This window comes from Marininema mesophilum, assembly GCF_900106775.1.
In the GTDB taxonomy this organism is placed as follows: Bacteria; Bacillota; Bacilli; order Thermoactinomycetales; family DSM-45169; genus Marininema; species Marininema mesophilum.
The window spans coordinates 179,236-202,835 of sequence record NZ_FNNQ01000005.1 but is presented as its reverse complement, the minus strand read 5'-3'; the positions used below and the strand labels follow the sequence as shown (position 1 = coordinate 202,835).

The 23,600-nt window shown below is 44.0% G+C and carries 28 protein-coding genes and 2 pseudogenes; 17 read left to right on the top strand and 13 right to left on the bottom strand.

The window, feature by feature from the left end:
- Positions 1 to 354 precede the first annotated feature (354 nt).
- Positions 355 to 1,173, top strand: coding sequence for an MBL fold metallo-hydrolase (locus BLV90_RS06920; protein ID WP_091738341.1), 819 nt, complete (start codon positions 355 to 357; stop codon positions 1,171 to 1,173).
- Between the two features lie 257 nt (positions 1,174 to 1,430).
- On the opposite strand, the gene BLV90_RS06915 is transcribed toward BLV90_RS06920, so the two are convergent.
- From BLV90_RS06915 to BLV90_RS06905, 3 genes and pseudogenes are all read right to left on the bottom strand, one after another.
- Positions 1,431 to 1,715 carry a serine hydrolase gene (locus BLV90_RS06915; RefSeq protein ID WP_091738338.1) on the bottom strand — a complete coding sequence of 95 codons (285 nt, stop codon included), beginning with the start codon at positions 1,713 to 1,715 and terminating at the stop codon, positions 1,431 to 1,433.
- A pseudogene (locus BLV90_RS06910) lies at positions 1,705 to 2,248 on the bottom strand (GNAT family N-acetyltransferase). Before BLV90_RS06910 ends, BLV90_RS06915 begins: the two are co-directional and overlap by 11 nt.
- Before the next feature lie 146 nt (positions 2,249 to 2,394).
- Positions 2,395 to 3,384 (bottom strand): hypothetical protein, encoded by a 990-nt coding sequence (locus BLV90_RS06905; RefSeq protein WP_091738335.1) that lies wholly within the window; start codon positions 3,382 to 3,384, stop codon positions 2,395 to 2,397.
- 526 nt (positions 3,385 to 3,910) lie between these two features.
- On the opposite strand from BLV90_RS06905, the gene BLV90_RS06900 reads away from it, so the two are divergent.
- Positions 3,911 to 5,653, top strand: a complete 1,743-nt coding sequence (locus BLV90_RS06900; protein WP_091738371.1) for a Rieske (2Fe-2S) protein — start codon at positions 3,911 to 3,913, stop codon at positions 5,651 to 5,653.
- A 264-nt stretch (positions 5,654 to 5,917) separates the two neighbouring features.
- Here BLV90_RS06900 and BLV90_RS06895 read toward each other — a convergent pair whose 3' ends face one another.
- Positions 5,918 to 6,847, bottom strand: a complete 930-nt coding sequence (locus BLV90_RS06895) for a diacylglycerol/lipid kinase family protein (protein WP_091738332.1) — start codon at positions 6,845 to 6,847, stop codon at positions 5,918 to 5,920.
- Between the two features lie 198 nt (positions 6,848 to 7,045).
- Here BLV90_RS06895 and BLV90_RS06890 point away from each other — a divergent pair, with 198 nt between their 5' ends.
- Positions 7,046 to 7,522 carry a PaaI family thioesterase gene (locus BLV90_RS06890; protein WP_091738329.1) on the top strand — a complete coding sequence of 159 codons (477 nt, stop codon included), beginning with the start codon at positions 7,046 to 7,048 and terminating at the stop codon, positions 7,520 to 7,522.
- Positions 7,523 to 7,560: 38 nt separating this feature from the next.
- Positions 7,561 to 7,974 (top strand): NUDIX hydrolase, encoded by a 414-nt coding sequence (locus BLV90_RS06885; RefSeq protein ID WP_091738325.1) that lies wholly within the window; start codon positions 7,561 to 7,563, stop codon positions 7,972 to 7,974.
- 43 nt (positions 7,975 to 8,017) lie between these two features.
- Here BLV90_RS06885 and BLV90_RS06880 read toward each other — a convergent pair whose 3' ends face one another.
- Entirely contained in the window at positions 8,018 to 8,515 is a 498-nt protein-coding gene (locus BLV90_RS06880; protein ID WP_245726276.1) for a GAF domain-containing protein, read from the bottom strand.
- 197 nt (positions 8,516 to 8,712) lie between these two features.
- On the opposite strand from BLV90_RS06880, the gene BLV90_RS06875 reads away from it, so the two are divergent.
- The 5 genes from BLV90_RS06875 to BLV90_RS06855 all read left to right on the top strand — a co-directional run bounded on the left by BLV90_RS06875 (position 8,713) and on the right by BLV90_RS06855 (position 12,346).
- Entirely contained in the window at positions 8,713 to 9,828 is a 1,116-nt protein-coding gene (locus BLV90_RS06875) for an aminopeptidase (protein WP_091738319.1), read from the top strand.
- 108 nt (positions 9,829 to 9,936) lie between these two features.
- On the top strand, positions 9,937 to 10,251 hold the full coding sequence (locus tag BLV90_RS06870; RefSeq protein ID WP_091738316.1) for a hypothetical protein: 315 nt from the start codon (positions 9,937 to 9,939) through the stop codon (positions 10,249 to 10,251).
- Between the two features lie 147 nt (positions 10,252 to 10,398).
- The gene (locus BLV90_RS06865) at positions 10,399 to 10,644 is read left to right on the top strand and encodes an AbrB/MazE/SpoVT family DNA-binding domain-containing protein (protein WP_091738313.1); all 246 of its coding nucleotides are present in this window, start codon (positions 10,399 to 10,401) and stop codon (positions 10,642 to 10,644) included.
- A 152-nt stretch (positions 10,645 to 10,796) separates the two neighbouring features.
- Entirely contained in the window at positions 10,797 to 11,846 is a 1,050-nt protein-coding gene (locus BLV90_RS06860; RefSeq protein WP_091738310.1) for a M42 family metallopeptidase, read from the top strand.
- A gap of 23 nt (positions 11,847 to 11,869) precedes the next feature.
- The gene (locus BLV90_RS06855) at positions 11,870 to 12,346 is read left to right on the top strand and encodes a PaaI family thioesterase (protein ID WP_425433868.1); all 477 of its coding nucleotides are present in this window, start codon (positions 11,870 to 11,872) and stop codon (positions 12,344 to 12,346) included.
- An 84-nt stretch (positions 12,347 to 12,430) separates the two neighbouring features.
- Here BLV90_RS06855 and BLV90_RS06850 read toward each other — a convergent pair whose 3' ends face one another.
- On the bottom strand, positions 12,431 to 12,784 hold the full coding sequence (locus BLV90_RS06850) for a hypothetical protein (protein WP_091738307.1): 354 nt from the start codon (positions 12,782 to 12,784) through the stop codon (positions 12,431 to 12,433).
- 209 nt (positions 12,785 to 12,993) lie between these two features.
- On the opposite strand from BLV90_RS06850, the gene BLV90_RS06845 reads away from it, so the two are divergent.
- Entirely contained in the window at positions 12,994 to 13,290 is a 297-nt protein-coding gene (locus tag BLV90_RS06845; protein ID WP_091738304.1) for an Fpa/YlaN family protein, read from the top strand.
- A gap of 82 nt (positions 13,291 to 13,372) precedes the next feature.
- Here BLV90_RS06845 and BLV90_RS06840 read toward each other — a convergent pair whose 3' ends face one another.
- The gene (locus tag BLV90_RS06840; protein ID WP_091738300.1) at positions 13,373 to 14,272 is read right to left on the bottom strand and encodes a LysR family transcriptional regulator; all 900 of its coding nucleotides are present in this window, start codon (positions 14,270 to 14,272) and stop codon (positions 13,373 to 13,375) included.
- A 117-nt stretch (positions 14,273 to 14,389) separates the two neighbouring features.
- Between BLV90_RS06840 and BLV90_RS06835 the strand changes: the two genes are divergently transcribed.
- The 6 genes from BLV90_RS06835 to BLV90_RS06810 all read left to right on the top strand — a co-directional run bounded on the left by BLV90_RS06835 (position 14,390) and on the right by BLV90_RS06810 (position 18,636).
- Positions 14,390 to 15,481: a citrate/2-methylcitrate synthase gene (locus BLV90_RS06835; RefSeq protein ID WP_245726275.1), complete on the top strand. Its 1,092-nt coding sequence runs from the start codon at positions 14,390 to 14,392 to the stop codon at positions 15,479 to 15,481.
- 212 nt (positions 15,482 to 15,693) lie between these two features.
- Positions 15,694 to 16,011 carry a hypothetical protein gene (locus BLV90_RS06830; protein ID WP_091738297.1) on the top strand — a complete coding sequence of 106 codons (318 nt, stop codon included), beginning with the start codon at positions 15,694 to 15,696 and terminating at the stop codon, positions 16,009 to 16,011.
- The gene (locus tag BLV90_RS06825) at positions 16,008 to 16,583 is read left to right on the top strand and encodes a CBS domain-containing protein (RefSeq protein WP_091738294.1); all 576 of its coding nucleotides are present in this window, start codon (positions 16,008 to 16,010) and stop codon (positions 16,581 to 16,583) included. The genes BLV90_RS06830 and BLV90_RS06825 overlap by 4 nt, the downstream gene beginning before the upstream one ends.
- Before the next feature lie 223 nt (positions 16,584 to 16,806).
- A complete protein-coding gene (locus BLV90_RS06820; protein ID WP_091738291.1) occupies positions 16,807 to 17,031 on the top strand; it encodes a hypothetical protein in 225 nt (74 codons plus the stop codon).
- Positions 17,032 to 17,313: 282 nt separating this feature from the next.
- The gene (locus BLV90_RS06815; RefSeq protein WP_091738288.1) at positions 17,314 to 18,165 is read left to right on the top strand and encodes an NYN domain-containing protein; all 852 of its coding nucleotides are present in this window, start codon (positions 17,314 to 17,316) and stop codon (positions 18,163 to 18,165) included.
- 93 nt (positions 18,166 to 18,258) lie between these two features.
- Positions 18,259 to 18,636, top strand: coding sequence for an Asp23/Gls24 family envelope stress response protein (locus BLV90_RS06810; RefSeq protein ID WP_091738285.1), 378 nt, complete (start codon positions 18,259 to 18,261; stop codon positions 18,634 to 18,636).
- Between the two features lie 54 nt (positions 18,637 to 18,690).
- Here the strand turns inward: BLV90_RS06810 and BLV90_RS06805 are convergent, their stop codons facing one another.
- Positions 18,691 to 19,029, bottom strand: coding sequence for a YugN family protein (locus BLV90_RS06805; protein WP_091738282.1), 339 nt, complete (start codon positions 19,027 to 19,029; stop codon positions 18,691 to 18,693).
- Between the two features lie 149 nt (positions 19,030 to 19,178).
- Between BLV90_RS06805 and BLV90_RS06800 the strand changes: the two genes are divergently transcribed.
- Entirely contained in the window at positions 19,179 to 20,399 is a 1,221-nt protein-coding gene (locus tag BLV90_RS06800; RefSeq protein ID WP_091738280.1) for a M20 metallopeptidase family protein, read from the top strand.
- Positions 20,400 to 20,511: 112 nt separating this feature from the next.
- On the opposite strand, the gene BLV90_RS06795 is transcribed toward BLV90_RS06800, so the two are convergent.
- The 5 genes and pseudogenes from BLV90_RS06795 to BLV90_RS06775 form a co-directional block, all read right to left on the bottom strand.
- Entirely contained in the window at positions 20,512 to 21,438 is a 927-nt protein-coding gene (locus tag BLV90_RS06795; protein WP_342707308.1) for an ABC transporter permease, read from the bottom strand.
- 46 nt (positions 21,439 to 21,484) lie between these two features.
- Positions 21,485 to 21,687 (bottom strand): annotated as a pseudogene (locus BLV90_RS16180) (ATP-binding cassette domain-containing protein); the annotation flags it as partial.
- A 48-nt stretch (positions 21,688 to 21,735) separates the two neighbouring features.
- Positions 21,736 to 22,440, bottom strand: coding sequence for an ABC transporter ATP-binding protein (locus BLV90_RS06785; RefSeq protein ID WP_091738277.1), 705 nt, complete (start codon positions 22,438 to 22,440; stop codon positions 21,736 to 21,738).
- A complete protein-coding gene (locus BLV90_RS06780) occupies positions 22,437 to 22,820 on the bottom strand; it encodes a GntR family transcriptional regulator (RefSeq protein WP_091738276.1) in 384 nt (127 codons plus the stop codon). The genes BLV90_RS06785 and BLV90_RS06780 overlap by 4 nt, the downstream gene beginning before the upstream one ends.
- A gap of 5 nt (positions 22,821 to 22,825) precedes the next feature.
- Positions 22,826 to 23,527: a hypothetical protein gene (locus BLV90_RS06775; RefSeq protein WP_091738273.1), complete on the bottom strand. Its 702-nt coding sequence runs from the start codon at positions 23,525 to 23,527 to the stop codon at positions 22,826 to 22,828.
- Positions 23,528 to 23,600 lie beyond the last annotated feature (73 nt).

The window sequence follows — 23,600 nt, the reverse complement described above, 5'->3', positions numbered from 1 at the left end:
AAAAATTCGGCGACCTTTCCCCCGTGGAATACCGAGAAAAGATCGCCGCTTAATAAGGTTCTTTTTCTATTGTCTACTTGACGGGGTCAATACCAACTTTCAGGTTCTTTTTTGTTAGTATCAGACTTTGGTCCTACGTTGTCACTTATAATATATAAGACTAATTCGGTAAGCTAAGTTCAGCCTTTATGTTGAAGAATATTAGCATAGAAAGGTCCTATCATGAAAAGGGAAGGGCAATATTTGTTGGAGAGAGTCCACTATCTGATAGCTATATTTAAGCTGGCTCAAAGTGATCTTAAGTAACTATAAATGGGTGAAAAATTTTGTTTCCCGAATCAAGGAGGATTTCGTATGTATGTCCATAATGCACTGATTTGCACAACATGTGGTGTAAGATATCGCGAAGAAGTGAAGAACCGTCAGCATTGTCCCATCTGTGAAGATGAACGCCAGTATGTCCATCCTCTTGGGCAGAAATGGACGACACTGGCGGTAATGAAAGAAGCGGATTTTCACAATGAACGTACAGAAGTGGAGCCGGGATTGACGGAAATCGTGACAAAACCAGGTTTTGCAATTGGACAGCGGGCCTTATTGTTACAAACAGAATCCGGCAACTTTTTATGGGATTGTATTACTTACCTGGATAATGAGACGATCGAATGGATAGAAGGCCAGGGTGGATTACAAGGAATTATAGTCTCTCATCCTCATTTTTATAGTAACTTTTCTGATTGGGCAGAAGCCTTTGATTGCCCGGTATATTTACACGAAGCAGATCAGGAATGGGTGATGGGCCCGGCAGAACGTGTTCAATTTTGGTCAGGTGAAACCCTTACACTGGCTCCTGGAGTGACAGCTGTTCGGATCGGTGGACACTTTGAAGGTAGCACGATTTTACACTGGGCAGAAGGAGCTGATGGAGAGGGTGCGATTTTGACTGGGGATACAGTGTATATCACGTTTGGTTTAAATCGAGTTAGTTTTATGTATAGTTTCCCCAATCTGCTCCCCTTGCCACCAAGAGAATTAAAACGCATTCGCTCTATATTGGCAGAGTGGAATTTTGCTAATATCCACGCGGCCTGGTCTGGGAAATCCATTGTGGGTGAAAGCCGTACAATCGTAGAAGCATCCATTAGTAAATACTTAGAATTGCTAGAGAGTTGAAGAATATGGTGTTATCGAAGGAACCTATGACTAGGTTCTTTTTTTGTGGAATAGCAAAAGTGACGATGATTGTATGTAGGCAGGAGGTAATCAGCCTTTGGTCCTAGGCCTTTACGGATGCACATGTAAGTCCAAATTTGTATGGCAAGTTCCGACCTTCCGTCGAAGGAAAAAGGGCTTAGGAAGGAATAGGGGCCACATAACCTTAAAGGGAATACGGGGCAATCCTGATGTGTGTGTGACTAGATGATGAAGAGTCATCTGAGATCCAGGTGAGGAGATCGATGGAAAAAAGAAGCGACAGGATCTCCAAGAGACAATCTCTTATGAACGACCTCAATGGAAAGTAATGTAGATGTGAACACTTTAGTAATCGAACCGATTTCATAAAGATCTGCTTCACTAGAAGGTTGTTCAAAGATATGAAAAAATTCCTCTCCTTGATGATAGATAGCAAGAGATAACTTATGTTGACCATTATAGGGGAGGTAATAGGGAAGTAGACGCTCAATCAATTCGTTGTAGTCTTGATTAAATCCCATAATGCTCACGATACTCTTTTTCCAACATGCTCATAATGATGGAATCGTGGTATTGATGATCGTAAAACAGAGACTCTCGTAGAATGCCTTCTTTTTTAAAGCCTAACTTTTCATATACATGGATGGCCCGTTCATTGTAGGAGAAGACGTCTAACTCAACCCGATGAAGATTTAACACACCAAAGGCATATTCCAGCATTAGTTTCATCGCCTCAGAGCCGTAGCCTTTGCCTTGATGGATTGGATCGTCCAAGAATAAAACAGTTGCGATTAGTGGGGTGTATGTTCAGTAATTGAATATCACCGATCACTGTATCATCTTCAATGAAAGCGATCAGTAGGAGCAGACTTGAGGAATTTTGGGAGAGTCCTTCAATATAACGTTTGATGCCCTCTCGAGAAAAGCATTTTTGTGTTCCAGTAAGACGCCGTGTTTCTGAATTAAACATCATACGGAAATATAATTCCGAATCTTCAACACTAATGGGACGGAGATATATTCGTTCTCCTGGTAATAATATAGGTTTATTCATAAATAATCCCCCTTTATTCTATCTTAATTATAGCTGAGATTTCCTTCTAAACAAATCAAAAGCCCCCTACTAATTAAAAAGTAGAGGGCATTTTTATAAAGCTCTAGCTCGATAAACTTAACCTATCGCTTTAGCAAAGGTATTTATCAATCGTCGTTTTCATGTGAACCGGGTGTTAAGCCAAAATACATTTGGTCTTCAGCGTATTTATATGAAGGATTAGCCAATTCTTTACTTTTCAAATCCATTCCGCCGTCATAGTTCTCATTAATCAGTTCTTTCAATCCATCTCCAGGTACAACGGTATAAGTAGATTTTAATTGATACGCTGCTCCTGTATATACCGGTTCTTTGTAGTCGGGATTATCAACTTTTGGAGCGGTAAAAGACTCCGTTGTTGTCGTTTCATTTGTAACCGTAATGTTTTTTTCAAATTTAGACGTTAACTCAGTACTTAATTCTGCTGTAACTTTCCCTGGAAGAAACCCGCCACCTGTTTCAACAGATACTTTTGATCCAATTGTTGATGAAAAACCAAATAGATCTGATTTAGCTACACCATGTCTAACAGCTTGCGAAAAATTATACTGTGCTGCTCTGTCAACCACGCTCGATTTAACTAATTCATATCTTGTCTCTCTTTTTAACTTGGTTGTTCCATCAAAAGCTTTACTCCAAGCATAGGCTGGTCCATATTTTTTTACCATCTCTTTTTCGCCAATCTCATCTCTTTCGTCACTGACAGGGTCACGAGTTTTTTTATAAGTCTTTGGATCATATACTCCAAGTTCTATCTTTCCATCTGATTTTTTTTCTAAGTACACTTTACCAGTTACGCCATCACCAAAATCAGTTGTACCTTCACCTTCAAAGTATATGGTGTTTCCCATTTTCGCTGTGTCGGTTGTAGTAGTTCCTGTTTTCGGTACAGGTTCATTGGGGTCTTTTGGTAATTTGGGGTAGGCTGCGTCATCCTGACTTACCGGTGTTTTTTTACCGTCTTTCACCACATACCCTTCTTTTGTTGGTGGCTTCTCATCATCATTTTGTGCAGCAAGACTCGTTCCGGCACCCACACTAGCAACAATCAGTAAAGCCATCGCGCTAGTAAACACTTTTCTTTTTGCATTTTGCATGATGAACACTCCCCTAAATTAAATTGCTCCCCCTATTTTTCTCTTTATAAAAAAAGTATAAAGGCAGACATTTGCCATAATCAAGGATAACGTTTTTCCTATGTAGGTAATATATGAATTTTTTTGGTAACAAAAAGCCGATTTCTATTGAGAATGACAACGTTAGAAGGTATATGTACATTATCACCTCTAGATACGACTATCACCTCTTTCTGTACCAAAAAAAGAGGCCTTGGATAAGGCCCAATGGAGTACACAATTCAATTTAGGAGAATAAAACCAACAGAGATAAAAATAACATTTACAATGTTTAGCATGCAAGTAATAAATTAAGTAAACTCAAGCTAAAAGCGATTTTATTGTGAATAATAGGTGGACTTCTCCGACGATAGTCCTAGGTGAGTCGTGGCTAGAAGTAAGACAGATGAAGGAGAAAAAGACGCATCCCTATACGGAGGCCGCGGAAGCGAAACCCCCCTACAATGAAAGAGAAGGAATACTCAAAATAGGAAGGGTTGGTAGATCGATGAGTGAGTGGATATTAGGAGGAACAGTAGCAGAGCTAGAAGGAGCCGGTGCGAAGGTGATCAAAGGAAAGGGACATGGGATTGCTCTCTTTTTTCATGAAGGAAATGTATATGCGGTGGATAATCGCTGTCCACATATGGGGTTTCCCCTTCATAAAGGAAGCTTAAAGGATTGTATTCTCACATGTGAATGGCATCATGCTCGCTTTGATTTAACAGGAGGAGGGTGTTTAGATCCATGGGCAGATAACGTTACCACGTATGCGACAGAGGTGCGTGAAGGAGAGGTATGGGTACATTCGTTGCCAAGGAAGAAACAAAGCATCGAGAGGTATCGCCAACGCCTTCAAGAGGGATTAGAGCAAAATATCAGCCTAGTCATCGCAAAGGCAATTGTGGGATTGATTGAGGCTGGGGAGTCCCCATCTGAAATCGTACGGATCGGAGTTCAATTTGGAACGACATACCGAATGGCTGGGTGGCGCTCAGGGTTAACTATTTTGACAGCGATGGTCAATATTTTGCCCCACTTGGATCGTCAAGGGCAAATTTTAGCTCTTTATCAAGGCATGGTACATATAGCTCGAGAGTCGACACGAGCCGGCATGCGGTTTATGTTAGAACCGTTACCTAACGAAGAAGTGGATAAGGATCGGTTGTTTCGGTGGTATCGACAAGCGATTGAAGTGCGCGATACCCAGGGAGCCGAGCGCATTCTATTAACGATGATTCGAGCAGGTGCATCTGAAAATGAATTATCCGATATGATGATGGCGGCGGTGACAGATCATTTTTATATGGATGTAGGGCATGCTTTAGATTTTCATAATAAAGCCTTTGAAGTGTTAGAGCATGTAGGAGTAGAAGAGAGAGCAAGCGTGTTAACCTCGTTACTCCCTCAGATGGCAGGGGCAGAACGAAGTGAGGAGAGATATAGTTGGCAATCCCCGATTGATTTGGTGATGCCATTAAAGGAAGCCTTTGCAGAACTAGAAGGAGTTACGTTAGGAAGCGAAAAAGAGGGGATAGATGAGGAGGAGCTAGTTAATAAAGTTTTGACGGATGATCCGATAGCCACCATTCATCAATTGACTAAAGCACTAAAAGAGGGGGTTGATCCTGCTCGATTAGCCCAACTAGTCTCCCTTGCGGCGATGGAACGAATTGCTCATTTTCATACGCAAAATGATTTTGGAGATTGGGTTACGGCATTACACACCTTTACCCATACCCATGCCGTCCATAAGGGTCTTCTTCGCTCACCCTCTATGGAGTTGGTGCGTGGTATTTATCATAGCGCAATGAGTATCTATTTGGATCGTTTCCTCAATGTCCCTAAAGCCAAAAAACCAAAGGGAGATCCAGGTAATAGTCAGCCTGCTCCCGATACATCAGAGCTTCTTAAACTCCTTGATAAACAACAACAAGTAGCAGAAGCGGCCGAGTGGGTGGCAGTCTATTTGGATCGTTCAGGGGATAAGGATGCGCTATTTAATGTATTGGGGCATGCTCTTCTACGAGAAGACGCAGAGTTTCATTCCTTTCAGATGCTAGAAGCAGCCATCGATGAACATGATCGTTGGGAAGAGGAGGATACGCCTATTGCCCAGCGCGCGATGCGTACGAGTTTGTTGGCGGTAACTCGCTACTTGGCAGCTCATGCTCCTACAGCAAGGGAATTACCTCACACTGCTAGCATTGCTTGGCGTCTCCATAGAGGAGAGCGTTTGTTTGAGGAATGAGGATAGAAAGACTGTAGCTATATACTAAAAGCCTCCATGCATCAACCCTTTATGAACATCCTCTAGCCCAAGCGAAAGGGCTGGATCGCCTATCCTGAAACCCCTTTGATACCAAGGGATATAGGTTATCCCGACTTGTTAAACCACCTTCGTCCTTGCTCGCTCCCTCGTCCTCGTAGTTCCGGACTATTTTCAATATAGAGACCTCTCCCTTTTCAGGAGATCCTCAAATCGGGTAAAGCGCGCACATACATTGCAAGAGGATTAGTCAACAGAGTATGTATTCTCTTGCAGGGCGCTATCTTCGAGATCCCCTACTAATACAGTGAGATACTTGGGCAGAACCTTAATATCCACAGGTGTATGTTCTCCCTTCTCACCATCGCAGTCGATCGTTTGCTCAGGTGAGGCAGTGATGGTGAGTGCATCGGTATGAAAATAAAGCAGATGATCGCTTTCTGGCCAATCATTGGTCCAGTTGGAGAGAAGCATTGACCAGGCACTTGCGAGGGAGGTTTCTTTTAGGATAAGGACGTCTAAGTGGCTATCATTGATGCGGCTCTGGGGAAAGAAGCCCTGCATACCACCGATGAAGGAGCCATTGCCCACAACGAGCAAGGTGGCTTCTCCATCGAAGCGAGTCTTTTGATCGACGGTTACTTCTAAATGAAAAGGGTCTGTCTCGAGGATATTTTGGGCGGCACTAAAGTAATAGGCGAGGCGTCCTAGCCGTTCTTTATCCTCACTGGAGATACTGAGGGATACTTGGGTGATGAGACCAATGCCCCAAAAATTGAGAAAGTACCGTCCTTGGCTACTATAACCAACATCCACATCAAGGGCCTGCTTGCGCAGGATTTGCTCAAGGGCGATGAGGGGGTCTTGGTCCATGCCGATGGTGCGACAAAAATCATTACATGTACCGCCTGGTAGGATCGCAAAGGCAGGGGGTTGATCCAGGGCAGAGATGGCGTTAACCAATTCATGAACGGTACCATCTCCACCAGCAGCGATGATTAAGTCCACTTCAGAGGCGATTTCACGTACCTTATCAGCTCCATCGCCTTCTTTTTCGGTTTGATAGATAGTGACCTCCTCACAGTGTTGCTGTAGCTTGGATGTGATCGTATCGAGGAGTTCCAGTAATTGGCCTTTTCCTGCGGATGGATTAAGGATTAGAGCGATTCGCTTCATGGCACCCCACCCTTTCTTAACGTAGAGTTTTGGTAAATGTGTGGGATGTTTCTCGAACTTTTCCCGATTGCTAGAGGACTCACACATCAAGGGCAGAGAGCTTTCCGCTGATAGAGGAATGTGGTATGGTATGAGAGATTGGAGTACATCTGAGACGGGCTGTTTGCCCCACAACAGAATAAGAAAGAGGCATGGATTATGACGCTAGATGGTTTATGGAAAGAGTTGCAGGATCTCAATGAGAATGAAGTGGAGACGATCCATAAATTAGTACAAGCTTTAAAACGGGCGCGGGTTAGCCCTCTGGCTTATATTGAAGAAGTGATGCATTTTCAATCTATGGGCTATGATAAAGAACGAGCAGTCCATAAGCATCGGATGTTAGTGACGGATGAATTGAGAAATCGTTATAAGATACTTCATGGGGGTATTACAGCTACTTTCATTGATACCGCTATGGGTGATACAGTTTTTAAAGAAGTAGGTACTGAGCGGCGATCGGTCACCCTCGACCTGAATGTTAGCTTTATAAGACCAGGAATGGAAGGTTGGCTTACCTCCGAAACCCAGGTGATTAAGAAGGGGCGCACCATTATCGTCATGGAAACTAAAGTTTGGGATGAGGAAAAGAAACTCATCGCTCGGGCTTCTAGTACATTCTTCAGTCAGAGCTGATAATCCTCGCGCCGTTTAAGAAGTGGAGAGGATTCGAGATGAAAAAACCGTATAAAATTGCTGCTAAAGCGATTATATTTGATCAAGATCGCGTATTGGTTCTCCGTAAATCCCCTGCTGAACGAAGTGCACGGGACCACCATGGCTGGGACTTCCCAGGAGGTGGATTGGAGCCTGAGGAACCATTGATGGATGCACTTTATCGAGAAGTAAAAGAAGAGACAGGCCTGTCAGTACGGGTAGTTGGCCCTGCTTATATTTACGATGATCTGCAAGAAGAGAAGCATCTGATCATCATTAAGTTTGCCTGTCAACAGCCCCAGGGACAGATTCGTCTCAGTGCAGAGCATGAAAGTTACCAGTGGACTTCCATGGATGATATTTCCAAGTCTCCTTATCCTGAATGGATGAAAGAAGAGATTCGGCGGGCATATCGTATCTATATGGAGTAGGGTGTTTTGAATAAAGAAGCGAGCTCGTAGGAGCTTCGCTTCTTTATTTTGATAGGGTCCAATCAATAGTTGATGTTAGTAATCGGATGAAGGATTCTAGATATTGTTGATCCCTTTGATCAAAGCGTTGGGGCTTTGGGCTATCAATATCTAACACAGCGATAACTTCCCCATCAACCTGAATCGGTACCACGATCTCAGAACGGGTAGTTGCATCACAGGCGATATGGCCAGGGAAGGCATGTACATCGGGCACCAGTTGTGTCGTTTTCTCTTCTACAGCGGTACCGCATACACCACGACCGATTGGAATACGAATACAAGCAGGCAATCCCATAAAAGGGCCCAGGACAAGCTCATCCCCCTTTAACAAATAATACCCAACCCAATTAATATCCCCCAGAGTATGATAGAGAAGGGATGCACTATTCGCCATATTGGCGAGCCAATCCCGTTCACCTTCAAATAGGCCCTTTGCTTGGCTAAGGATTCCCTCGTAACGAGAATCTTTATCTCCATCCACTTGATTGATCGTAAACAAGATGATCTCCCCTCTTACCTTACAAGATCTAGTTGTGCTGATCTTATCGATTTCTTCCCATTGTACCCCCTTGTGTAACATGTGGCAATTTGGACTTGGAAGCTGTGGAGTATTCTGCCACGAACAAAGGCTTCATGATAGAATAAGAAGAGCTTTGGGATTTCCCCAAAACAATACATAGGTAGAGGAGATTACTAATGCGTGACCAACGGATTATTCAAATGGCTCGGCAACTAGTTAACCATTCAATCTCTGTGAAAAAAGGGGAACATGTTCTCATCGATGTTTTCGGTGGAGGGCGTGATCTAGCCCGTGCGCTCATCGCAGAAATTTACCATGTAGGCGGTTTTCCCCACATCAACATCAATGATCATTCGCTCTTGCGGGCGCAGCTTTTGGACATGACGCCGGAACATATGGATGCCATCGCTCAGCTTGATTATGAGCGAATGAAGAGGATGGATTGCTACATCGCGATTCGTGGAAGCTTTAATGTGAACGAGTTAGCGGATGTTCCAGCCAAGAAGATGAATCTGTACTCGGATAACTATGGTAATCTGGTCCATAATCATCGGGTTAACCACACTCGTTGGGTTGTGATGCGTTGGCCAGATCCATCCATGGCCCAGTTGGCTAAGATGAGTACCGAGGCCTTTGAAGATTTCTACTTCAATGTATGTACGGTAGATTATCAGCGGATGGAAAAAGCGATGCTACCCCTGGTAGAGCGGATGGAACGTACCGATCAGGTGAAGATCACAGGTCCAGGCACTGATCTTACATTTTCTATTAAAGGTATTCCTGCGATTAAGTGTGCAGGGGTATGCAACATTCCTGATGGAGAAGTCTATACGGCTCCAGTGAGGGATTCAATCAATGGTGTGTTAACCTACAATACCCAGACGGTATACCAAGGCACCACCTTTGACAATATCCGTTTTGAATTTAAAAATGGTAAGATCGTCAAAGCGACCTCCAGTAACACAGAACGTCTTAATGAAATCTTAGATACCGATGAAGGTGCTCGATACATTGGGGAGTTTGCCATCGGGGTAAACCCAGATATCCATCATCCGATGAATGACACGCTCTTTGATGAAAAGATCAATGGTAGTTTCCACTTTACTCCAGGTCGTGCTTACGAAGAAGCGAACAACGGCAATAAGTCGGCCATTCACTGGGATATCGTAAATATCCAACGCGAGGATTACGGCGGTGGTGAAATGTATTTTGACGGAGAGTTGGTTCGTAAGGACGGGATCTTCGTCAGTGATGATTTGCTAGCGCTCAACACAGAAAATCTAAAAGTCTAAAGGAAAAAGCGGTCAGGAAACTGGCCGCTTTTTTTTTATGGAGGAAAAGGAGAGCAAGTTTTCTCATAGGATGAGTATAGAAGAAGAATAAGAAAGGAGAGAAGAAGTGTGAAAGACGAGCCTCAAAGATCCTATCGATCCTCCGTCGTGAAGGGGACACTCATTAGTTTATTGATTGGCTGTGTGCTAGGAATGGGAATAACACCTTCTCAGGTAGCGATTTTGCCAAAGGGTGAAAAGACATCCTACTGGGTTAGTGTAGCACCTGGTCTTTATTGGTTAAATGTGATTGGGATAGCTGTTTGGATTACCTTATTAGGTATGGTGGTAACCCTAATCAGTTGTTTAGGCTATCATTATTGGTGGAATAGGAGAAAAATAATAAATAAAGGAAAACAAATAGAAAATAATGTCGAAATTTAGCAGGGATATTGGAGCATAATTCAGAATATAAGGAGATAACCGCCGTCAATAGCCCATTGAGCCGGAGATACTGTGAATGGACCCTGTGGGTTTCAGAAGGGAAATCGGTGGTATATATACGTTAGTTCCGTCTATGGAGGTGAAAGGATGAAAGCGACGGGAATTGTACGGAAAGTAGACGAGCTGGGTAGAATCGTTCTACCAGTCGAATTAAGGCGTACGATGGATATTGATGTTCGTGATCCTTTAGAAATCTATGTGGATGGCACTAATGTCATTTTGAAGAAGTATAGTCCATCGTGCATCTTCTGTGGACAGGTGGAGAGAGTTATGCAGTATCGGCAAAAAAACGTGTGCGAAGATTGTCTGCAAGAATTGGGATCGGCTATATAAGGAAGTTAGGTGAAGTAACTTCTTACAGCTGGCATATTTACGGTAAGGGGAAGCCGATTGTGGCTTCCTTTTTATGCGTGGACAGAGGAAGGTTGGTATAATTATAAAGATGGTATCTGTACTTTAACAGAGAGTGGAGGTAGTGAAGAATTATGAACGTACCATTAGAATCGATGGTAGATACACTTGTCCAGTTAATAAAGATCCCAAGTCCTACAGGCCATGCGGAGGAAGCGATACAATACTTAGAAGAACGCTTGGAACCCTTCAAGAATCAGATCCAATTGGAGAGAACAGCCAAGGGAGGGTTACTTGCTACACTGGCAGGAGAAAAAGCAAGTCCTACTCGTCTGCTGACAGCTCATGTGGATACTCTTGGGGGTATGGTCAAGGAGGTAAAGGGAAACGGGAGACTACGGTTGACGAACATCGGAGGCTTCGCTTGGACGACAGTTGAGGGAGCTTATTGTTACGTAGAGACGCGGAATGGGGAGCGGGTGACCGGCACTGTGTTGGCCACACATACCTCCGTGCATGTGTATGATGATGCCAGGGATCAAAAACGGACAGAGGAGAACATGGAGGTTCGTCTAGATGTGCGTGTGAAAAACGCAGATGATGTTCGGAAACTAGGGATTGAAGTTGGAGATTTTGTTTCATTTGATCCTCGCATAGAGGTGACAGAGTCAGGATTTGTTAAGGGACGACATATGGATGATAAGGCGAGTGCAGCGATCCTTCTTGAGTTGCTTATTCAATTGGTGAAGGAGGGGAAACGCCCGTTATTAGATACCCATTTTTACTTTAGCAATTATGAAGAGGTTGGGTTTGGAGCAAATTCAAGTATTCCAGCACAGGTACGGGAATACTTGGCAGTAGATATGGGAGCCATCGGAGATGTACTGACTACAGATGAATTTTGTGTGTCCATATGTGCCAAGGATTCTAGCGGACCCTATCACTATGGATTGCGTAAGAATCTGATCAATCTAGCGGAAAAACATGACATTTACTACCATGTTGATATCTATCCCCACTATGGATCTGATGCGAGTGCTGCAGTAAGGGCAGGCCATGATTTGATTCATGGATTGGTAGGCCCTGGTGTAGATGCTTCCCATGCTAATGAGCGGACTCATACGGATGCGCTGGATAATACCTATCGTTTGCTCTATCACTATATTCAGACGGAGTCGCTTTGACGGAAGCGAGTTGGAGGTGCACGATGGATTTGGGAAAAGAGTTGGGTGAGATTGTTGCCGATGGGACAGCAGAGGAACATGAGATTTTAGCGTTAGCGGTACAAGCCATCAATCAGAAAAGGGAGCGCCAAAGCGCTTATCCATCGGGCTTTCTCGGACTGCGAGGCGAGTTTATTGGTGAAAGAGAATATCGCTTTCGGATTCCAATTACCTCGTATATGTTAAATCGCGGGGGGATAGTTCACGGGGGAATTACAGCCACCCTTGCCGATTCTACTATGGGTTCCCTTATCAATAGAAGTCTGGCCCCTGAAAAATTTGCGGTAACGGTAGAGATGAAAACCAACTATTTACAGCCGGGATTGGGCAAAGAACTGATTTCTACAGCGAGGATGATCCGCTTAGGAGAAACGCTAGCTGTAGCGGATTGCCAGGTGGAAAATGAACGGGGTACTCTAATTGCTCTTACGACGGGGACTTTTTCCATTCAGAAATGGTAATCGTGGATTAATCAATCTTTTTTACATTGAAATTTTTTCCTAAATACAAAGCAGCCCTGCTTAATTAAGCAGGGCTGCTTTGTATTATTTTACTTCAATTTTTGTGACGGATCCAATGGATTTGCTATCATGAAAATGAAAGAGAGCTGGACCTTCTTTGCTAATCGGTTTGCCATGATGAGCAAATTGAAGGATGGCTTGTTGCGTCTCTGCAAGGGTTAGGTGGATCAAGCCGCCATCCTTTTGATGGAGGGTGACGCGTTCTGCATCGTTAGCAGGCTCTGCATGGGCAAGGAATGGGGCCAACTCCATTCCTAACCCCTCTATTTCGGGAAAACGCTCCTGTATCTCAAAGTGCCGCTCATCAAAAATCCATAAGGTAGGATCAAGGGTAATCGTGTTTTTTACATTCCCTGTGATAAGAATAATCGCTTCCATGGATCAAAACTCTCCTGACCTAGACAAAGTAGTGATGGTAACCTAAATTATACAGGAATATTCTCGTGAGAAAAATAGGAGTCAAATTAGATGAGGGTATTTCTTCAAAACACCCCCCTTCTTTGCAAATAATAGGGGGGCATGGTACACTTGGGTTAAGTGTACGTCGCATGGTTCGGAACGACTGATTGTTGATTGGGGGGGTAACGTTGACGACACCTACTCAGATTGACTTGTCCCAGCGCGCCCAGCAACTTTTGCGGGAAGACGCTAATAAAATAGAGCAATTAATCGCAGTGCAATTAGAGAATCTAACAGCTCCTAAATGCCCACTCTATGAAGAAGTTTTGGACACGCAGATGTTTGGACTCTCCCGTGAGATTGATTTTGCGGTTCGTGCTGGATTGATTACTCGGACCCATGGTAAGGAGATTCTCAGTGAATTGGAGCAAAAATTGGCCTACTTGTATTCGCTGGTACTTCCCTCCCCTAACCAACAGGGCTGATCGATTATTGAACACCGTTTTGCAAGGTTAACCGATTTCGTTAGAAATCGGTTTTTTGTTGCGCCCTAGTATAGGGATTGACTCAGCTAGAGGGGTAGACACCACGGATGTCCGCCAAAAAACGTTCCATTAAGTGAGAGCGGTATCGACCTGCCAAACGGAGCAGGGTGACAGGGATTTGATTTTGTAGAGTAGGGATGCGAAGAGCACGTATTCCAGTATCCGAAGGAGGATCTAAACTAATGCGAGGAATTAGAGCCATTCCGAGGCCCTGATGAACCATTCGCTTCACTTCCTCGACACTCGATAATTCTACAGTGGTCTCTACGGATTGATTACGCTCATGCAAAAGACGATCTATTACTTTCCGTTCAGGGGTTTCTGGGGTTAATGAGATGAGAGGGGTATCACTCAGTTGCTCAAGAGGAAAATAGGATGCTTTAGCTATCGGGTGTTCGATGGGTGCGATAAGAGTAAGGGTATCGGTATATAGCAGATATTGCTCCCATTTCTCCTTATTAATAAATGGAGGGACGGGTCCGTAGTGGATCGCGCAATCCAGGTCACGCTTACTCATTCCCTGCCATAATCTGTCCTCTTGTAATGTATGGACGGTGATCCGTACATCCGGGTGATCATTTTGGAAATAGCGAATGAGCCTTGGAAGAATCGCAGTCGCTACACAGGAGGAGGTGCCAAGAACGATGCTTCTCTTGGAGCTTCCCAGCGTATCGTTGACGGCTTGATGGCTGTCCTCTGCAAGCGCCACGATCTGTCTAGCAAAGGGAAGAAATGTGTTTCCCGCAGGTGTGAGAGCCACTTGTTGCCGGTAAAAAAGTGGAGCGCCTAACTCAGTTTCAAGGGTGCGAATCTGGGCACTGACAGCGGGCTGGGTTAAGGAGAGTTTCTCTGCTGTCTGACGGAAACTCCTTCCCTGGGCAATTTCAAGAAAAGTGCGAAGTTGAGCGAGACTAAGGTTCATGATGTCCCCCCAATCGATATTGATAAATTTATTTTATCATAATGAAACAATTGTATAGTTAGATTTTTCGCAAAAGATGGCGTAGGATGAAGCTAGCTGATAAAAGGAGTGGTCGATATGATGAAAGCGCTTGGATTAGAGGGAATAGTTGCTACTGAAACGGCCCTTTCTTTAGTGGATGGAGAGCGAGGGGAATTAGTTTATCGAGGGTGGAGAGCAAAGGAACTTGCTTCTCAATACACCTTTGAAGAAGTCGTTTATCTTTTATGGATGGGGCATCTCCCTAATCAGGAGGAAGCGGATCATTTTCGTCAGAAATGGTCTCAAAATCGGTTTCTCTCTTTTTCTCTTTGTCAGTTACTCGAAGGACTGCCGCGAGAGATGGGAATGATGGATACCCTCCGCACGGCGGTTTCCTCTCAAGCACAGGGGCAGGGGTTATGGCCCCCAAATAAAGAGGATGCCCTGGCCATCTTGGCTCAAGTTCCGAGCATCATCGCGTATCGTTACCATTTCCTTCAAAATAGTTCACTTCCTAAAGTACGTACGGATTTATCTCATACAGCCTACTTTCTATATCTCCTTTATGGCAAAGAACCTGAACCGGCTCTTGCTCGAGCATTGGATGCATACTTTATTCTTACTGTGGAACATGGTCTCAATGCATCAACCTTTGCAGCCCGAGTTGTCACGTCTACACGCTCGGACATCTACTCTAGTTTGACAGCGGCGATAGGTGCAATGAAAGGACCGCTCCATGGTGGAGCCCCTTCTGAAGTAGAAGGAATGCTCGACCAAATCGGGGATATCTCCCAAGCAACTGAGTGGATTCGTCATCGCATCATAGCCGGGGATAAATTAATGGGCTTCGGTCATCGCATTTATAAAACCAATGATCCACGGGCACAGGCATTACGGAATGTAGCAAAGGAATTAGCTGGAGAGGAAAAACGTTTTCGGCTCGCACTTGAAGTAGAATCGATTGCCCTTGATTTGCTTCAGGAGTTAAAACCTGGACGCAAGATTTATACGAATGTCGAATATTATGCCTCGGTTGTCCTTAGTGCTGTAGGACTTCCGACGGAATTATATACCCCCGCTTTTACAGCGAGCCGTATAGCCGGTTGGTGTGCGCATATTTTTGAACAAGCAGAAGTTGATCGTATTATCCGGCCACAATCCGAGTATATAGGTCCCTTACCCAAGTGATAGCAGGGGAATGAGCCTGTAGCCTTATGGGCTACAGGATTTTCTATTTAGGAATTATTAGAGTGCCTAAATTTATTACAGAAAGCTCCTTTCAAAAGAGAAAGGAGGAAAATAAAGCACGGACGGATAATTCTAGAATTGGAATTTGGTGTTTTAATATTCCGCAGAGAAGGAAGAGGGTTAGTAGACCAGATTTTAAGAGGAGGGGTTTGATGCTAAAGAAAACAAGGAAGAAAGAGCTAAACCCAGGGAGCCTTCTGCTGGGGGTAGCGGTTGGTTCGTTAGCTGCAGGGGCAGCGGTGCTATTTAATTCCGAGGCGCGAGCGAAGGTGAAAAATACTTCGAAGGATCTCTATTGGAAAGTGAATTCCCTGCGAGGAAATGGGAAGGGCTTGCAGGTGGCTCCCGATACGAAAGAGACTGAGTCAAAAACAAACGAGAAAGAATTGCAAGTGGAAGCTTCGGAAAATTCAAAAGGAGAAACCTCGGCAAAGAAGAAAGAGACTAAAAAGAAGGATGAGTCAGCATGACAACATCCCTCACCCCAGCGGATGAGACAATGATGGAACAATCAGTTCCTCTGTTATTGAAGGACATTATCGAGGATAGGTTGATCCGCAAAGGAAAAGTTCGCTGTAAACCTACGGATCATGCTCAGGTAGCGTTAAAGAAAATGAAACGAAAGGGAGTTGAGTATCTTCCTGTTTTAAAGGGAGAAAAGCTCGTGGGAATTGTACGGGATCGCGATCTCCTTGAAAGGATGGTTGCACATCCCGATGGTGCTAAGCAACCAGTAAATAAATGGATGAAAAAAAAGCCCCCTGTGGTAAGATTAGATGACTCTCCAAAAGAGGCCATTCACCTAATGGAGAAACATGGTACAGCTTGTATCGCTGTGTTGGATAAGGGGAGGGTTGCGGGAGTAGTAACCCTGGCTGATCTAGCAGCAGAAGAATCGCTTACCCAGGACGCAGGGCAAGCGTATCATCGAATCTCGCTTAAAAATGAGAAGAAGGAGCCACTATTCTCTTATGGAATGCTCGCTACTGGCGTTTTGATGGGAGTAGGTACATTGTTAGCTTTGAAAAAATCCCGAGGCTGATGGAGAAGTATGAAGGATCGCTCCTATATTTGAAATATGCATAATATTCAATATATAAGGGATGTTAAATCAACTCTATTGCCAGATACGATCTAGTGTACACAGTTGTTGATAACCTCTGGGAAAACCATGATGTATGTGCGTATCCTGGTTTGAGCGCGGAAGTTTCCGTCGGATGGAGCTGACCCTTATCTTCGTTTGAATCTTGTAGAGGAGTGATTGGATGAATTCCGGTAAATTTTTTCAACAGAAGAAAAATAAGAGGGCGAAGTGGTTTGCAAACAGCCGAAAAAAGGAGACGTCTTCTTGGATGAAAACAACAGGCATTGCAGTCGGTGGATTGGTTACCGCTGCTGCTGGAGCTGCGGCGTATTTGCAGACAGAGAACGGGAAAAAGGCTGTGAAGAAGGTTCGTAAAAAAGGATGGGGCTCCTTGATCCAGAATTAATAAATGGCTCAATCTTTACAAAGACATCTTGTCCTTGGAGGGCAGGATGTTTTTTGCAAAGAGGGGAAATGTGGAGAAAACTTGCTTAAAATGTTGCATGAAGGAGAGTGCTGAGAGTAATATGGAATTGGAGCATAAGCAATTAACTATAGGTATTAAGGGGCGATTTTGTAAAATATTGTAAAGTAATAGCTTTCATTGTCAATATTGTCCTTTATATAGGGAATTGCTTGAATAAGAATTTAATGAAAGCTCTAGGAGCCTTTTTTGGGAGGATGACTCATGTCTCATCCGGAACGGTCGGTTGCTATACTGATTGATTACGAGAATGTTTTTTATGGATTAAAAAAGTACCATGTAGATCCTGATCATCCCGAGCCACGTCATAATTTGTTTCTTCGTTTAAGAGAACATTATGGTCGTACTAACGTAAGAATGATGGAAGCTTATGCTGATTTTGATGTGCTAAATCAGGAGATATCCATGAATAGCCTGCAGAAAAAGCATGTCCATATTCATCAAGTGCATGGAAACGGACGCGGTGGCGATGAACGAAAAAATGCAGCAGATATCCAACTGTGTTTAGATGCGATGGATATTTTGCATCAGATTCCAGAGGTGGATACCTTTGTAATCGTTAGTGCTGATCAGGATATGGTCCCCTTACTTGACCGATTGTGGTCACGTGGGAAACGAGTGGAGCTTCTCTGTCTTCAAGATGAGAGTTGGTCAAAGACTGCTCGAATGGAAGATTTCTGCGATGAAGTTCACAATTTATTTGATTTCCTTCATATTCGCCAGTTCCAAAACCTTTCGCAGATGGATCGCCTTGTTCATGATGGATTGGTACAAATTTATGAATGGTATCAGGATCCAAATAATAGTGGAAAAAGTTATGGTGCAAGTTGGATTCGTAAGGATTTGATCAAACGATTTGGTATTCCTGAGGAAGACGCGGCATCACTCTTTAATAAGTTAGTACATGGACGGTATTTAGAGCCTTATGAGATTACTGTTGATGGGAATATTTATTATGGATACCAAGTGAATATGGATCATCCACAGGTGCGTAAAGTGTTACGGATTGCCGGATATCGAGTACTTGGTGAAAGAGCGACGGATTTGGTTGAATGACTGTGATATAATGAGGGTAATTCCAGTTAGAACGGATGTAATTACAAAAAGGGTTGTATCCCTTGGAATTGCGACAAAGGGAGGATTATCCATATGGCCGATTATGGATCTGAAGGGGCTATCCGTATTGCGGATGATGTCGTAGCTGTGATCGCTGGTCTGTCAGCAACGAAGACCAAGGGTGTATCTGGTATGTCCGGTGGAATCACTGAAGGTTGGGCAAAGCGGGTAAGTGGAAAAAATGTTATTAAGGGTGTCACCGTAGAAGTAGGTCAAGTAGAGACGGCGATCGATTTACGTGTCATTGTGGATTATGGTACTAAAATTCCCGAGATTTCCCGCGACCTGCAGATTAATGTTAAGGAAGCAGTAGAGACGATGACGGGTCTCTCTGTGGTAGAGGTGAATGTTAAAGTAGAAGGCATTTACTTCAAGGAAGAGAGTGTGGAAACGGAGCGCTCAATAAAATAATAAAGAAGCCTGGCATAAAGTGCCGGGCTTCTTTATTATATGGTCAAAAAAATATTAGGACAGGTCTTCTTTAATGGCGCCGATAGCAGTATCGATTTTTTCTTGGAAGGCTTCAGGAATTGCAGTATCGTCGTCTAGCCCGTGAGGGAAGATGTGGCGTACAAAGATGGGTTTGTCTAGTTCTACTCTTGCTTTTGGGCTTTCCAAAGCTCCTTGAGTTACGTGAACTTGAATCCTCAGATAATAGTCCGATTCCTCATTGGAAAATTTCATATCGAAGTTGGCTTTACCATAATCCCAGGACCAGCGTACAAATCCTGCTTTGAGCATTGCCTTCTCCACTTCTCCGAAGGTACCACGAATTCCTTTTATCCCTGTATCTGTTAAGATCATGGGTTCACTCCTCCTCTGGCTAGTCTTTCCACTGGATTCTTTATCATCATAGTATTTTCCATGGGTTAGCGCAATATGACGGAGAATGACGTAACCGTGTGCTGATCTCAGAATTTTGTTATGATAAACATAAGAGAGGAGAGGCGCTGATGAATAAGGACATAAGAAATCTGAGTGACAGAATCGAAGCGGTTTTTCCTAAAATGGTTCAGTTACGCAGGGAATTTCATCAGGCACCGGAGTTATCTTTTCATGAGGAGAAAACACCGGCTCGCGTTGCAGAGATTCTACAAGCTCTAGGACTAAAGGTACGGACAAAAGTAGGCGGTCGTGGGGTCGTAGCGGTGTTGGAAGGAGGAAAACCAGGGCGGACGGTTGCATTGCGTGCCGATATGGATGCCCTCCCAATTCAAGACGAGAAGGTGTGCGATTATCGCTCAAAAGTACCTGGAGTGATGCATGCTTGTGGACATGATGGTCATACAGCAGCTCTCCTTGGTGTAGCTGAAATCCTCGCTGGGATGCGTGAAGATATCGCTGGACGTTTTGTCCTGTTGTTCCAGCATGCAGAAGAGCTTGTACCAGGGGGAGCCCAAGAGATGATCGCAGATAATGCCCTTGATGGGGTTGATGCCATCTATGGAGTTCACCTATGGACACCCTTCCCTTATGGCGTAGTCGGTTTGCGAGCAGGCACTCTAATGGCGGCTGCAGATTCTTTCCGCATCGAAGTAATCGGTAAAGGTGGGCATGGTGGACTTCCTCATAAGACGACGGATGCGATTGTTATTGCTTCGCATTTGATCGTTAATCTTCAGTCCATTATTAGTCGTCAGGTGGATCCTCTGCAATCGGGTGTTATCTCCGTCGGTCATATAAATGGTGGGCAGGCCTTTAATGTGATTGCTGAGCGTTGCACAATAGAAGGGACGGTTCGCTCATTTGATCAAGAAGTTCGGCAATTTATAAAACAACAAATGGAGCGAGTTATCGAGCAAACTTGTCAGATGTATGGCGCCCAGTTTGAACTGAAGTACGGTTGGGGCTATCCTCCCGTAGTCAATGATTCTTCTGAGACGACAAGAATGGCAGCGATGGCACGAAGGATTGTAGGGGACGACAATGTATGGGAGATCCCTCCTTTGATGACAGGAGAGGACTTTTCGTACTATCTCCAAAAGGTTCCAGGTTGCTTTGCTATGGTGGGAGCAGGGAATGAGGAGAAAGGGTTTATTTATCCTCATCATCATCCTCATTTTGATTTTGATGAGCGCGTGATGAAGACGGCGGCGGAACTCTTGATTCGGAGCGGGCTTGGGTATCTTTCTGCAGATAGCCCTGAGGTTACTGTCGGGAATTTATATCGATAACTGCTAAAACCCCAAAAAGACCACCTTGAAGATAGGTGGTCTCAGAGTGTAGAGAAAGTACCTTTTCGTTAGAAAAAAGGTACTTTCTCTATTTTTAAGGTGGTCTTTTTCCTTACTCTGTAGTGGTGATGTCTCGTTTGTTGAAGACGATCCACGATATGGCCGTGAAGATTACGAAGTATACAGCTAACATAGTTATCGAGAAGGATAGGGTCATGCCTTTAAAGAATGGATTGCCATAGTTCAAATAGGGGGATAGGTCCATGTTGGCAAAGAGAAAATATTTGCCCCACTGGATATTGTTAACGCTGAGGACGTTAACAATTGTGTTCCCTGTGAAAGTTAAAAAAACGGAGAGACCGATAGCGAGTGAACTAGAGCGGAATACGGTAGAGATCATAAAAGCGAAGGTTACCATCATGAGTAGTCCTATACACTTTAATCCATAAAGCTTGAAGACGTGTGCAACCATGTTTTGTTCAACAACAGAGCCATTGCTATAGGAGAGTAAGGGTGATGTGGTGAAGCCCTTCGCCCCATAAAAGATCAGTCCGGATATCAGAGAGACCGTGAAAAGCAAGATTAACATGGAGAGGGCAAAGCCTAGGGTAGCGAGATATTTAGAGAGTAGGATCTTGGAACGAACAGCGGAACGAATGAGAAGTAGTTTGATGGTTCCCCACGTAAATTCCCCTGCAACACTTATTGACCCTACAATGATCGTAAATAAGGTGACAAGGGTAGTCAGGGAATCGGTATCAGCCATGAAATTCCATAATGTACCTGTCGGTTTTACATCATGATCGATTCGATACTGGTTTATCGCGATCGATTCCTTTAGACCCGAACGGTAATCTGCTGGTAAATCTTTTTCCTTGTGGAGAGTTTTCTTATCGGCACTAATTTGTGATTTTAGTTTTGCTTTCCAATCATTTGACATACTAGGCTCATTACTTTTACTGAACGCAGCATATCCCACCGTGGCCAAAATCAAAAGGCCGATCATAACTAGGGTGCCGATTCGCCGGTAAATTTTCATATTTTCGTTTTGAATAAGATGCAATAGGTTAAGCAGTGTTGTTCCCTCCTGTATCTTGGGCAAGCTTGCGTAGATATTGACGAATTTCTAGTACCCCAGCAAGGTCTAATCCATTAGTAGGCTTGTCTAGGATGAGCAGGGAAGGTGAGTGAAGTAGGGCCTGTGTAATCTCTAGACGTTGTCGCATCCAAGAGAATAGGTTTTCACCTTATCATGAATTCGTTTTTCGAGTCCAACGAGTTTTATCACCGCAAAGATAAACGAATAAATCAGATGAGCAATAAGGTGACAATCTGCTCATGAGCGAGTAGAGCTCGTATAAGTCTGGTTCATCCACTGACGAAGATTAACACCTTCTTCAAGATGTAGGTCTTCAAGAGAGATCGATTGAATGATTTTCCCCTCTCTGATGGCAATCACATGATCAAGAAGCGATTCTATCTCGTCGACTTCATGGGTGGTAATAACTAACGTCTGTTTCTCAAGATCTACAAAGGAGATCAGTCCCTTGATTATCGAATCACGGACCATAGGATCCAGACCAGAGAGAGGCTCATCCATCAGAATCAAAGGAGCTTTGCGTGCAAGGGAAAGTAGAATTTTGACCCTGGCACGATTCCCCTTGGATAAGTTTTTGACAGGGTCCTCAGGATCCAAATTCATAAAGTGGAGGATCTCTTCTGCAATTTGATGATCGAAGTCAGGGAACTGAGAAGCCTGCCAATCAATCGTTTCTTGGACGGTATAAAAGGGATAGTAGGTCTCCTGCTCAGAAAGGTAGGATACGTGACTGGCTATACGACGAGTGACTGGTTTTCCGTCAAAGGTGACCGAGCCTCGTGTCGGTCGTACAAGACCTGCCATTAACTTAAGGAGCGTCGATTTCCCACTGCCATTCTCACCGATTACCCCGGTAATCGTGCCTGGAGTTAAGGAGAGGGTGATATCGCTTAGGGCTGCTTTTTTGAGATAGTGTTTACTGACTTGTTCTAGGTGGATCACTGGTTACTCTCTCCTTTCTTGTTGTTTAGATAAGTGGTTAAGCCAGAGAGGATTTCTTCTGAAGCGAATCCCATCTCTTTCATTCCCTGTACAAAGGATGCGATCTGTGTTTCACGCATTTCATCGCGTAAGGTTTCGAGACGTTCCTCGTTTTCGGTAATAAATGTTCCTTGGCCGCGTCGACTTTCCACGATTCCCATCCTTTCCAATTCACTATAGGTTCGCTGAACAGTATTGGGATTGACACTCGATTGAACGGCCATATCGCGTACAGAGGGCAACTTTTCTCCTGGTGTTAGCTCATGGCGGAGAATCTGCCGGCGGATTTTTTCTGCAAGCTGCAGGTAAATAGGGCTAGTGGATTCATATTGCACAGCCACAAGTTTCACACCTCAACTTTCCGATCTAGGATCCAACAGGCGGCAACCAATTGGATAGCGATGATTAAGAGGTTTAAGAGAAGATTCCCAACAAAAGCCTCAAGGTTTTCATTGGTAAGTGAGTTTGTCTTTCTCAACTGCACAAAATCAATGAACATAAATGTTTTTGGTAAGAAGCCTATCAATCGGATGTAGAGAAATAATAACAGTGTCGTAATGACCCATGCCCATTTTTCTGTAAATCGTCGCAGCCAATGATAAATCGTCCATAGAAGGCAAATAAGTGAGACGATAGATAGAGTCATTAATAGGAAGAGCAGCCCGATTAAATAAATCAATAAAGTGCTGTTGGGAGGGGAGATATCCATGCTTCCATCTCCCATGCTGTACAGTCCTATTAGGATAGAAACACTAAGCGCAAAGACAAGGATAAAGGTGAGGATTGCAATGGTAACTTTTGAACAGAGAAGCTTCCAAGCAGATGCAGGGCTGTGCAGCCATTGATGAAGCTGTGTACTCTCTGTATGCAGACTCGCCCAGACAAATAGAGGGATGTAGACTATGCAGAGGAGTAGAGGGAGTTGTGAAAGCCCAATATGGTTATTTGTAGCGAAATAACTGAGAAAATTGATGAGGAGGATGGCTACTAACACACCATAAAAGCGGAAGCGAATGACTCGAAAATCTTTCTTCAACAATGAAATCATCGGTGTCATCCTTTCAAGGAATGATAATCCCTCAGGATCTTTTTGTATTTGTGTACTAATTAACTAGTTCAAT

What these genes read in the sequence shown, in the direction of transcription:
- BLV90_RS06815 (WP_091738288.1), top strand. Translation starts at nt 17,314, where the DNA reads ATGTCTCATCCGGAACGGTCGGTTGCTATACTGATTGATTACGAGAAT.
- BLV90_RS06905 (WP_091738335.1), bottom strand. Translation starts at nt 3,384, where the DNA reads ATGCAAAATGCAAAAAGAAAAGTGTTTACTAGCGCGATGGCTTTACTG.
- BLV90_RS06865 (WP_091738313.1), top strand. Translation starts at nt 10,399, where the DNA reads ATGAAAGCGACGGGAATTGTACGGAAAGTAGACGAGCTGGGTAGAATC.
- BLV90_RS06830 (WP_091738297.1), top strand. Translation starts at nt 15,694, where the DNA reads ATGCTAAAGAAAACAAGGAAGAAAGAGCTAAACCCAGGGAGCCTTCTG.
- BLV90_RS06805 (WP_091738282.1), bottom strand. Translation starts at nt 19,029, where the DNA reads ATGATCTTAACAGATACAGGGATAAAAGGAATTCGTGGTACCTTCGGA.
- BLV90_RS06875 (WP_091738319.1), top strand. Translation starts at nt 8,713, where the DNA reads ATGCGTGACCAACGGATTATTCAAATGGCTCGGCAACTAGTTAACCAT.
- BLV90_RS06885 (WP_091738325.1), top strand. Translation starts at nt 7,561, where the DNA reads ATGAAAAAACCGTATAAAATTGCTGCTAAAGCGATTATATTTGATCAA.
- BLV90_RS06835 (WP_245726275.1), top strand. Translation starts at nt 14,390, where the DNA reads ATGATGAAAGCGCTTGGATTAGAGGGAATAGTTGCTACTGAAACGGCC.
- BLV90_RS06890 (WP_091738329.1), top strand. Translation starts at nt 7,046, where the DNA reads ATGACGCTAGATGGTTTATGGAAAGAGTTGCAGGATCTCAATGAGAAT.
- BLV90_RS06920 (WP_091738341.1), top strand. Translation starts at nt 355, where the DNA reads ATGTATGTCCATAATGCACTGATTTGCACAACATGTGGTGTAAGATAT.
- BLV90_RS06825 (WP_091738294.1), top strand. Translation starts at nt 16,008, where the DNA reads ATGACAACATCCCTCACCCCAGCGGATGAGACAATGATGGAACAATCA.
- BLV90_RS06900 (WP_091738371.1), top strand. Translation starts at nt 3,911, where the DNA reads ATGAGTGAGTGGATATTAGGAGGAACAGTAGCAGAGCTAGAAGGAGCC.
- BLV90_RS06915 (WP_091738338.1), bottom strand. Translation starts at nt 1,715, where the DNA reads ATGGGATTTAATCAAGACTACAACGAATTGATTGAGCGTCTACTTCCC.
- BLV90_RS06860 (WP_091738310.1), top strand. Translation starts at nt 10,797, where the DNA reads ATGAACGTACCATTAGAATCGATGGTAGATACACTTGTCCAGTTAATA.
- BLV90_RS06895 (WP_091738332.1), bottom strand. Translation starts at nt 6,847, where the DNA reads ATGAAGCGAATCGCTCTAATCCTTAATCCATCCGCAGGAAAAGGCCAA.
- BLV90_RS06795 (WP_342707308.1), bottom strand. Translation starts at nt 21,438, where the DNA reads ATGAAAATTTACCGGCGAATCGGCACCCTAGTTATGATCGGCCTTTTG.
- BLV90_RS06800 (WP_091738280.1), top strand. Translation starts at nt 19,179, where the DNA reads ATGAATAAGGACATAAGAAATCTGAGTGACAGAATCGAAGCGGTTTTT.
- BLV90_RS06775 (WP_091738273.1), bottom strand. Translation starts at nt 23,527, where the DNA reads ATGATTTCATTGTTGAAGAAAGATTTTCGAGTCATTCGCTTCCGCTTT.
- BLV90_RS06850 (WP_091738307.1), bottom strand. Translation starts at nt 12,784, where the DNA reads ATGGAAGCGATTATTCTTATCACAGGGAATGTAAAAAACACGATTACC.
- BLV90_RS06855 (WP_425433868.1), top strand. Translation starts at nt 11,870, where the DNA reads ATGGATTTGGGAAAAGAGTTGGGTGAGATTGTTGCCGATGGGACAGCA.
- BLV90_RS06840 (WP_091738300.1), bottom strand. Translation starts at nt 14,272, where the DNA reads ATGAACCTTAGTCTCGCTCAACTTCGCACTTTTCTTGAAATTGCCCAG.
- BLV90_RS06810 (WP_091738285.1), top strand. Translation starts at nt 18,259, where the DNA reads ATGGCCGATTATGGATCTGAAGGGGCTATCCGTATTGCGGATGATGTC.
- BLV90_RS06820 (WP_091738291.1), top strand. Translation starts at nt 16,807, where the DNA reads ATGAATTCCGGTAAATTTTTTCAACAGAAGAAAAATAAGAGGGCGAAG.